The following is an 8,898-nucleotide window of genomic DNA, read 5'->3' as shown; positions in this document are numbered from 1 at the left end:
GGATTCTAGCTTCCTAAAACCCTTATATATAATATATATATATAATACATATATAAAAATATACACATATATAAAAACATATAAAAGTAGAATAATAAAAAAACCTCTAGAAGTAGAAAAATCATGTTTAGGATAAGTAAGGTTTTCAAATTCGAGAATTATAAAAAATTTTTCAAAAATTGAAGATTTTTTGGACGAAAATTTTTCAAATCTTGTATATATATGTACACAACAATTGAAAGGAAATGCTCACACTGGATCTTGGTAAACAAACTGGTTGGACTATTTTACATGATGGAATAGTACAAAGTGGAAGTAAGAGTTTTCATGTTAGCAGGTTTAGTGGTGGTGGAGTGCAGTTTTTAAACTTTCGTAATTGGCTTAATGCACTTAAGTATAAATTTCCAGGTATTGAAGTTGTGTACTTTGAAGAAGTGAGAAGACATCTAGGAACTGATGCTGCACATATCTATGGAGGGTTTTTAGCACACCTTTCTGCTTGGTGCGAAGAAAGTAATATTCCCTATCAAGGTGTTTCGGTTAAGACTATTAAACGTTTTATAACTGGCAAGGGCAATGCAAGTAAAGCTGATGTAATTGAAGCAGTGCAGGAAAAGGGTTTTTGTCCAACAGATGATAATGAAGCAGATTCTTTAGCATTAATGTTCTATGTTATGAATTTTAGTAAAGATTTTAATACGTTGGAAATATCATAAAAAGTGGGTCCTTTTGGCCAGGCTGGCGGGTTTGGTGGTCCTGACCCCAGGCCTTCTTTAGCGTTAGACATATTTCAAATGTTAACTACTTACGAAATTATAGCTGAGCAGTGCTAAAAAAGGAGAAAAAAAGGTGAAAATAACGCAAGCAGAATGGGCAAGGAAAAAAGGGTTTTCGAGGCAATATGTCTGTTCTTTGGTAAAGAAAGGAATCGTTGAACTCAAAGATGGACTCATTGACCGAGAACAAGCAAATGAAGCGGTAGCAGCAATAAGAGATCCAAATCAGCCACTGAGAAGAAAAGAGAGCGGGGAAAAACTTTCAACGATATTGCTAAAAACGCGAATAAAAAATGAAACGGAGCGTGGTAAACTTTTGGAAGCTAAAGTGAAAGCTGAAATAGGCAAATTTGTGTCAATTGAAGAGGTAAAAACTGAAGCATTTAACATAGCAAGAGTTGTTCGTAATAATTTGCTTAATATTCCAAATAGAGTTTCAGCGCTGCTTGCATCACTGAGTGACACTGAAAAGATTCATAAGACGCTCACTGAGGAGATTACAAACTCGCTTGAAGAATTATCTAACATAAAATTTTAAATAATGGCTGCTAACTTAAGTTTAGAATTAATAAAGTGCCTCATTAATCAACCTGGATTAGATGTAAATGTCAGAGGGTTAAACGGAAAAACCCCACTACATTGCGCTATAGAGTTTGACGAATTAAGCATGGTGGATTTGTTACTCACAAAGAAGAATATTAATCCTTTTGTGGAAGATAATGAAGGTAAAACATCTCTTGATTACGCCAAAGAAGGGAAAAAAGCGGAAATATTGCAAGCGCTAATCAACAATAAATACGGATCAGAGCAAGATAGCTTACTTCATTTAGCTGCAATGATAGGTGAAGTTAATGCAGTTAGATATTTGATCAGAAAAGGTATTGACGTTAATGTACGAAATGCTCTGCATCATACACCATTACATCTAGCAGCAGGTATAGGACATGTAGAAGTTATAAAGATTTTAGTGAAAGAAGGAAATGCTGAAATAGATGTCTTTGATGCACGAAATCAGACACCAATGCACTATGCAGTTAATAACAAAAAATTGGAAATAGTAAAGTTACTGCTAAAGCTTGGAGCAGATGTAAGTAGCACGCGCATGGGACAAAACTCAATGAAATTGTCACCTGTTCATATAGCTGTAAGTAATACTAATTACGATGAAAGAGACTTATGTCTTGATATCCTCAAATGCTTAATAAAGGAGCCTAATGCTCAAGTAAATTTGCAAGACTACGAAAATAAAACACCACTACATTACGCTGAAAGGCTGAAAACAATAGAAGTTTTACTAACTCGAGAAGATATAGATCCATTGGTAAAAGACGATAGGGGCAAGACACCATTTGATTACGCTGAAAATAGACCTGAGATAAAGAAGGCTTTGATGAGTAGTAAATACGGCTCTGAAAAGAATAGTCTATTGCATTTAGCTGCACAAAAAGGAGAAATTGGGCTTGTAGAGTCTATCTTAAAAGAAGAAATTGATATTGATATTTCAAATAATAAAGGTCTATCACCGATTTACCTTGCTGCAGAAAAAGGGCATTTACATGTAGTAAAGTTATTGCTGAAAAAAGGAGTAAATTATATACCTGTTTTGCATTTAGCAATCAAGTCAAACAATCTAGAGTTACTTAAAGTTTTGTTTACTGAAAAAAGTGGGGCATTTCTCTGCAGAGATACCGTTGTTAATTTTCCGACCCTTCATAATAAATATACAGCACAGAGAGAAATAGCAGATAAAAGGATGAAAAAACATAATAATATTATCTGCATCTATATCACAGTCAGCGCAATAGCAGTAGCAGTATATATAGGGTTAATAACAACAACAATAAGCAGTGCGATCATTTTTGCAACAATAACAGGGATAATTGCACTTGTTATAGCAATAATCATGAGTGAGATGAGCAAAAGATATATAGAGAACGAATTTCAGAAAAAGATGTTTATGGAGTTGGATGAGTGTAGAGAAGTAAGCTCTACTGTTAATGATGTTGAGTTAGAACCAATTACTAGTAGATGCAGACAATGATATACGCCACATCTTTTTCTGAAGGTTTGAGACCAGATTCCCAGCTTAAAGTATCAGAGTGGGCGAATGAGTATCGAGTTTTAGCGCCAACTGCAACATCAGAGCCAGGGAAATGGAGAACAGAGAGAACGCCATATCTTAAAGAAATCATGGATTCACTATCTCCATCCTCGCCAGCAGAAAAAGTAGTATTCATGAAAGGAGCGCAGATTGGAGGAACAGAAGCAGGAAATAATTGGATAGGCTATATCATAGATCAAACACCAGGTCCAATGCTAGTAGTGCAGCCAACAGTTGAAATGGGAAAGCGTTGGTCAAAAGGAAGGTTTGCACCATTAATAGAGAGTACGCCATGTTTAAAAAGTAAAGTAAAAGACCCAAGGTCAAGAGACTCGGGCAATACTGTGCAAAGTAAGGAGTTTCCTGGGGGAATAGTAGTAATAACTGGAGCAAACAGTAGTGTGGGTCTCAGGTCTATGCCAGTAAAGTATCTCTTTCTTGATGAAATAGATGCCTATCCAGGAGATTCAGGAGGAGAAGGAGATCCAGTACTGCTCAGCATAGCTCGTACCAATACATTTGCACGGCGAAAGATTTTTTTAGTATCAACACCAACGATTCATGGAATAAGCAGAATTGAGAAAGAATTTGAAGCAACAGATAAGAGATATTTTTTATTCCATGTCCGCATTGTAATTACTATCAAGTTCTAAAATGGTCACAAATAAAATGGGAAGATAAAAATCCAAATACAGCACACTATATATGTATAGAATGTGGTGAAAAGATAGAAAATCATCAAAAGACAGAGATGCTTGATCGTGGAGAGTGGAGGCCTACTAATAGAGTAAAAGGTGAGAAAAAAGGATTTCACCTTTCAAGCTTATATAGCCCAGTTGGCTGGTATAGTTGGCAACAAGCAGTAGAGGATTTTCTCCATGCAAAAGAAAGTGAGCAATTACTAAAAGTATGGATAAATACCACTTTAGGAGAAACTTGGGTAGACAAAGGAGAAGTACCGGACTGGAAACAATTATTTAACAGGAGAGAGTCTTACCAAATTGGCGCAGTACCAAAAGGAGAAGTAGTCCTCACAGCAGGAGTAGATGTTCAAAAAGATCGCTTAGAAGTAGAAGTTGTAGCATGGGGAAAAAGCCGTGAAAATTGGTCAATAGATTATCGAGTATTTGAAGGAGATACAGGAGGAGGAGAAGTATGGGGAAAGCTTTCAGAATTACTCAATCATCATTTTATCGGTAAAAATGGGCTTGAATACATGATAAGCATGATGGCAGTAGATGCAGGGTATGCAACACAGGAAGTTTACAACTGGGTAAGAGGTCATCAAGGATCTGGAAGAGTAATGGCAGTGAAAGGTGTAAATAAAGCGCTAGTGCCACTTAGTAGCCCAAGTAGAGTTGATATAACAGTTGGTGGTCAAAAGCTGAAAAGAGGAATAAAGCTCTGGCCAGTAGGAGTATCGATATTAAAGTCAGAGCTTTTTCAACTACTTAATATTTTAAAAGAAGAAGAGAAAGTGCCAGCAGGACACTGTCATTTTCCGGAGTATGCACCTGAATATTTTAAGCAGCTAACGGCAGAGCAATTAGTCAGCAAAGTGGTGAAAGGATACACTAAACAAGAGTGGCAAAAGGTAAGAGAAAGAAATGAAGTATTAGACTGTAGGATTTACGCAAGAGCTGCGTCTATAGCACTGGGGATTGATAGGTGGCAAGAGGCTAAATGGAATAGTTTAAATGAAAAACCAGAAAGTAAAAATCAAAAGGATAGTGAAAAGTAAATGGATGAAAAATGTATAACGAAGAGTATTTGTTTCAAGTTGAACAAGCAATAAAGAAGCTACAAAGCGGAGAGCGAGTAGTATCAATTGCATATGGTGATCATGTGGTAAGATATGCTGAAGTTCAGATAAATGACTTACTAAGCTTAAGACAACGTATTAAGGCTGAATTGAAAATTGCAGGTATGAAAGCCAAAAGAAAGATTATTTTTTCAACGAGTAAAGGAATTTTATAGATGCTGCTAAAAACCTTCAAACAACTATTTAGTAAGCCAAAAATCAAAAATTCAGCCTGGGATGCAGCAGGTTCAGGAAGAAGATTTTTTCACTTTCAACCAGAGTCAGGAAGTATAAATAGTTTACTTTCCCATAGTCTTGAAACTTTACGTAGCCGCTCTCGAGATATGGTAAGGAAAAATCCTTATGCTGCTAATATTATTGATACGATAGTAAGTAACTCTATTGGAACAGGAATAAAACCACAATCAAAAGCAAGGGATGCAGAATTTCGGAAGAAAGTACAAGAATTATGGCTGAAATGGACAGATGAAGCAGACAGTAGCGGGATAAGTGATTTTTACGGATTACAAGCTCTGGTATGTAGGAGCATGATAGAAGGAGGAGAATGTTTTGTACGGCTGAGAACAAGAAAATGCAAAGATAGTCTTTGCGTACCATTACAACTGCAAGTACTGGAATCAGAGCATTTAGATAATAAGAGTAATCAAACACTAGCCAATGGTAATGTAATAAGAAACGGGATTGAGTTTAACAGGCTTGGGCAAAGAGAGGCATATTACTTATTTAGAGAACATCCAGGCGAAGGCTCGTTTGGTGAATCAGTGAGAGTACCAGCAAACGATGTTTTACATATCTATAGACCACTAAGACCTGGTCAGATCCGAGGAGAACCATGGCTTTCGAGTATACTGCTAAAGCTTTATGAGCTTGATCAATACGATGATGCAGAATTAGTGAGAAAAAAGACAGCAGCGATGTTTGCAGGGTTTATTACGAGACTCGATCCAGAAGCAAATATTTTAGGAGAAGGTGAAGTAAATGAGCAAGGAGTAGCATTATCTGGTCTAGAACCTGGAACTATGCAGCTTTTAGACCCGGGTGAGGACATAAAATTCTCAGAACCATCGGATGTAGGAGGAAGTTATGAAGCATTCATAAGACAGCAACTGAGGGCAATAGCAATAGGCACAGGGATAACATATGAACAGCTAACAGGAGATTTAACAGGTGTTAATTATTCATCCATTCGAGCAGGGCTGATAGAGTTTCGTAGAAGATGTACAATGTTACAGCATAACATTATGGTATTTCAGTTTTGCAGGCCGGTATGGGATAGGTGGTTAGAGTTAGCGCTACTTTCTGGAGAATTAGACATAGGTGAAGAATGGACAAAGGGGAAAGAAGGAGCAAAAAAAGAAGTAAAATGGATAGCACAAGGGTTTGATTGGGTGGATCCACTGAAAGACCAGCAAGCACAACAGATGGCAGTAAGAAATGGCTTCAAGAGTCGATCAGAAGTAGTTTCAGAACTTGGTTATGATGTAGAAGAAATTGACCAAGAAATTGCTGAAGATCAAAGACGTGCAGGTGAACTGGGCTTAAGTTTTGATTCTGATGTTACTGCGAGTCAAGAGGTGGTATGAAACAACAGACAATATGGCTAAACAGATGCGTAATGGTAGAGCCAAGGAGTTTTGAATTACTGTCACTGCAAACAGGAAAGCAGCCTATCTTTAAAGATATAAAACATGCAGTAAGAAATAGTGAAAGAGGAATAATACCGATACATGGAATCTTGACAAAAAAATCAGAAACTTTTGATTACATGTTAGGGATGACATCATATGAGCAAATAGAAGAACAAATTGCACAAGCATTAGCAGATGAAGAAATAAAGACAATTATATTGGATATAGACAGTCCAGGAGGAGAGGTCAATGGAGTGTTTGACCTTGCTGATTTTATTTACAGTGCAAGAGGAAAAAAGAGGATAATAGCGATAGCAAATGATGATGCATATTCTGCAGCGTACGCTATAGCTTCTAGCGCTGAAAAGGTATTTGTGAGAAGAACTTCTGGTGTTGGAAGTATAGGAGTAATAGCAAGTCATATAGATCAAAGTAGATTTGATGAGAAACAAGGAATAAAATATACCACAGTATTTGCAGGAAGTAGAAAAAACGATTTAAATCCACATGAGCCAATGACGTCTGAAAGTTTAGAAAGCTTACAAAAAGAAGTAGGTCGACTATATGAAATGTTTTTGCAGCTAATAGCAAGAAACAGAGATCTTTCAATTGAAAAGATTCGATCAACAGAGGCAGGTCTTTATTTTGGCGAAAACGCAGTGAAAATAGGTCTTGCTGATGATATCATAACATTTTCTGAATTTTTTAATCAACACAGGAGCCATATTATGAATGAACAAATTTTTACCAACCTTAAGGAACAAAAAGAACAGTCCATAAATTCTGATGAACTAATTGAAAAAGGTAAGCTTATAGGGTGCAAAAAGTATCAAGGAGAAGTTTTGGAATTGATACGGTTATGTAACCTGTCGCATATGCCGGAGAAAATAGGAGAATTTATTGAGCAAGGCGTAAGTATTGAGCAAGCCCGGGAGGTTTTAATGGAACTACTAGCAGAGCGAACAACAAAAGCTGAGATTTTCAGCGCTTTATCACAAAATTTATCAGAAGATTTGATGATACAAGTAGCTAAAGCTAGAGCACAATCAAGTATTTAAGTTTTTTATAATTGCCGTACTAGCAAATTTGGCGGTAAAATAAAGAAGGAGGGAAAACATGACATGTATAACTGAAGGAAATAATTTAGGCGATCTTTTGAAATATGAAGTATCCAATCTATATTCAAGAGACTCAATAACAGTAGCTAAAGGTCAGAATCTTAAGCTTGGTGCAGTAGTTGCCAAAAAGACGGACGATGGTTTTATTAGGGTACTTAATCCAGCTGGAACAGATGGCACACAAACAGCGATAGGTGTAATAACAAGTGATGTAAATAGCAAAGATGGAGATACTAAAGCAATAATAATTACTCGTATTGCTCTTCTTGCTGATCATGCAGTTGTATGGCCAGCAAATATCACTGAAAAGCAGAAAAATGCAGCAATAAAGCAACTTGAAGGACGAGGGATCATCATACGCAAGGGGGCTTAACGAGCTATTTAAAAACAGCATTAAAGGAGGAAAGATGCGTGCGCCAAGCAAAGTGCGTAAAGTCCAGTTGGTGAAAATCCAATCCAGGCAAAGCCTAGCCAGCAACCTGGAACAAACTACTATGCTGCGTAAGGTAACGAGCGTAGTAAAGCTAGTGGAATGGACAACACAGGGTACAACGAAAGTGAAGGTATTGAGTCCCGAAATTCTCGATGTCATAGGGGTCGACACGTTGCATATAGTGGAAGACAGCAAGAAGGGTAACGATAAGGCAAGTTATCACTCACTCTATCGGGATCTGAGGCCGTATCACGTGTTGAGATGGAGTTTACGTAAACTTGGGAGAGATCCTTTGTATTCCTATTAAGGTACGTTGGAACAAGTCAACAAAGGCGAGGACTAACGGAAGATGCAAAGGAAGTCGGACTGACTGATAGTACTCAGAGTGTGGGAAAGCCACATACAAGGGAGCAATATAGTGACTGGTTTAGGGATTGCTATGCCAATACAACGGAGGTTGGAATAACGTGCAAAGAAAACTAAATCAGATAACAGTAAGAGCCAGGCAAGATAAACGATTGAAATTTACATCGTTAATTCATCTGATAAACGCAGAGAATCTTGCTGAATGTTATAAAGAGCTAAAAAGGCATGTGGTATAGACCAGGTGACAGTAGAAGCTTATGGAGAAAATCTTGAAGAGAAGCTTAGCACTCTGGTGGATAGTATGAAGAGAAAGCAATATCAACCGCAACCAGTGAAAAGAGTATATATACCAAAAGCTGTAAGCAAAGAAAAACGCGGACTTGGGGTACCATCAACAGAAGATAAGTTAGTCCAGATAATGCTGAAGAAGATATTAGAAAATATTTATGAAGCTAACTTTCTGGATAACTCATATGGTTTTCGTCCTGGTAGAAGCTGTCATCAAGCGGTAAATGCACTAAATAAAGCAGTTATGTACAGACCAACTAACTATGTAGTAGAAGTTGATATCAAGAAATTCTTTGATAATGTCCAGCACAAATGGCTAATGAGATGCTTGAGAGAACGGATAACAGACCCAAACTTATTGTGGTT

Annotated in this window: 9 protein-coding genes and 1 pseudogene; all 10 read left to right on the top strand. The window is 37.2% G+C overall.

The genetic code is table 11. The annotated features are described in order from the left end of the window. Positions 1–245: 245 nt before the first annotated feature. Positions 246–716 carry a RuvC family protein gene (locus Wcon_RS07740; RefSeq protein ID WP_114517776.1) on the top strand — a complete coding sequence of 157 codons (471 nt, stop codon included), beginning with the start codon at positions 246–248 and terminating at the stop codon, positions 714–716. A 133-nt stretch (positions 717–849) separates the two neighbouring features. After that, the gene (locus Wcon_RS07735; protein ID WP_114517775.1) at positions 850–1,314 is read left to right on the top strand and encodes a hypothetical protein; all 465 of its coding nucleotides are present in this window, start codon (positions 850–852) and stop codon (positions 1,312–1,314) included. 3 nt (positions 1,315–1,317) lie between these two features. Continuing rightward, positions 1,318–2,817, top strand: coding sequence for an ankyrin repeat domain-containing protein (locus Wcon_RS07730; protein ID WP_114517774.1), 1,500 nt, complete (start codon positions 1,318–1,320; stop codon positions 2,815–2,817). After that, positions 2,814–4,637 (top strand): annotated as a pseudogene (locus tag Wcon_RS07725) (phage terminase large subunit family protein). Before Wcon_RS07730 ends, Wcon_RS07725 begins: the two are co-directional and overlap by 4 nt. Then, complete coding sequence (locus tag Wcon_RS07720; RefSeq protein WP_114517773.1) at positions 4,630–4,854, top strand: gpW family head-tail joining protein; 225 nt, start codon at positions 4,630–4,632, stop codon at positions 4,852–4,854. The pseudogene Wcon_RS07725 and the gene Wcon_RS07720 overlap by 8 nt, the downstream one beginning before the upstream one ends. Beyond that, the gene (locus tag Wcon_RS07715) at positions 4,855–6,282 is read left to right on the top strand and encodes a phage portal protein (RefSeq protein ID WP_114517772.1); all 1,428 of its coding nucleotides are present in this window, start codon (positions 4,855–4,857) and stop codon (positions 6,280–6,282) included. Then, positions 6,279–7,385, top strand: a complete 1,107-nt coding sequence (locus Wcon_RS07710; protein WP_114517771.1) for a S49 family peptidase — start codon at positions 6,279–6,281, stop codon at positions 7,383–7,385. Before Wcon_RS07715 ends, Wcon_RS07710 begins: the two co-directional genes overlap by 4 nt. A gap of 58 nt (positions 7,386–7,443) precedes the next feature. Further along, positions 7,444–7,818 carry a head decoration protein gene (locus Wcon_RS07705; RefSeq protein WP_114517770.1) on the top strand — a complete coding sequence of 125 codons (375 nt, stop codon included), beginning with the start codon at positions 7,444–7,446 and terminating at the stop codon, positions 7,816–7,818. Between the two features lie 527 nt (positions 7,819–8,345). Next, positions 8,346–8,480 carry a hypothetical protein gene (locus Wcon_RS12570; RefSeq protein ID WP_255565478.1) on the top strand — a complete coding sequence of 45 codons (135 nt, stop codon included), beginning with the start codon at positions 8,346–8,348 and terminating at the stop codon, positions 8,478–8,480. 5 nt (positions 8,481–8,485) lie between these two features. Further along, positions 8,486–8,898: reverse transcriptase domain-containing protein (locus Wcon_RS07695; protein ID WP_255565530.1), on the top strand; the 413-nt coding region annotated here is incomplete at its 3' end.

This window comes from Wolbachia endosymbiont of Cylisticus convexus, assembly GCF_003344345.1.
This window is presented reverse-complemented; position numbering and strand designations above follow the sequence as displayed.

Coding starts and splice junctions, on each gene's coding strand:
- Wcon_RS07710 (WP_114517771.1), top strand. CDS start 6,279: ATGAAACAACAGACAATATGGCTAAACAGATGCGTAATGGTAGAGCCA.
- Wcon_RS07705 (WP_114517770.1), top strand. CDS start 7,444: ATGACATGTATAACTGAAGGAAATAATTTAGGCGATCTTTTGAAATAT.
- Wcon_RS07730 (WP_114517774.1), top strand. CDS start 1,318: ATGGCTGCTAACTTAAGTTTAGAATTAATAAAGTGCCTCATTAATCAA.
- Wcon_RS07720 (WP_114517773.1), top strand. CDS start 4,630: ATGTATAACGAAGAGTATTTGTTTCAAGTTGAACAAGCAATAAAGAAG.
- Wcon_RS07715 (WP_114517772.1), top strand. CDS start 4,855: ATGCTGCTAAAAACCTTCAAACAACTATTTAGTAAGCCAAAAATCAAA.
- Wcon_RS07740 (WP_114517776.1), top strand. CDS start 246: ATGCTCACACTGGATCTTGGTAAACAAACTGGTTGGACTATTTTACAT.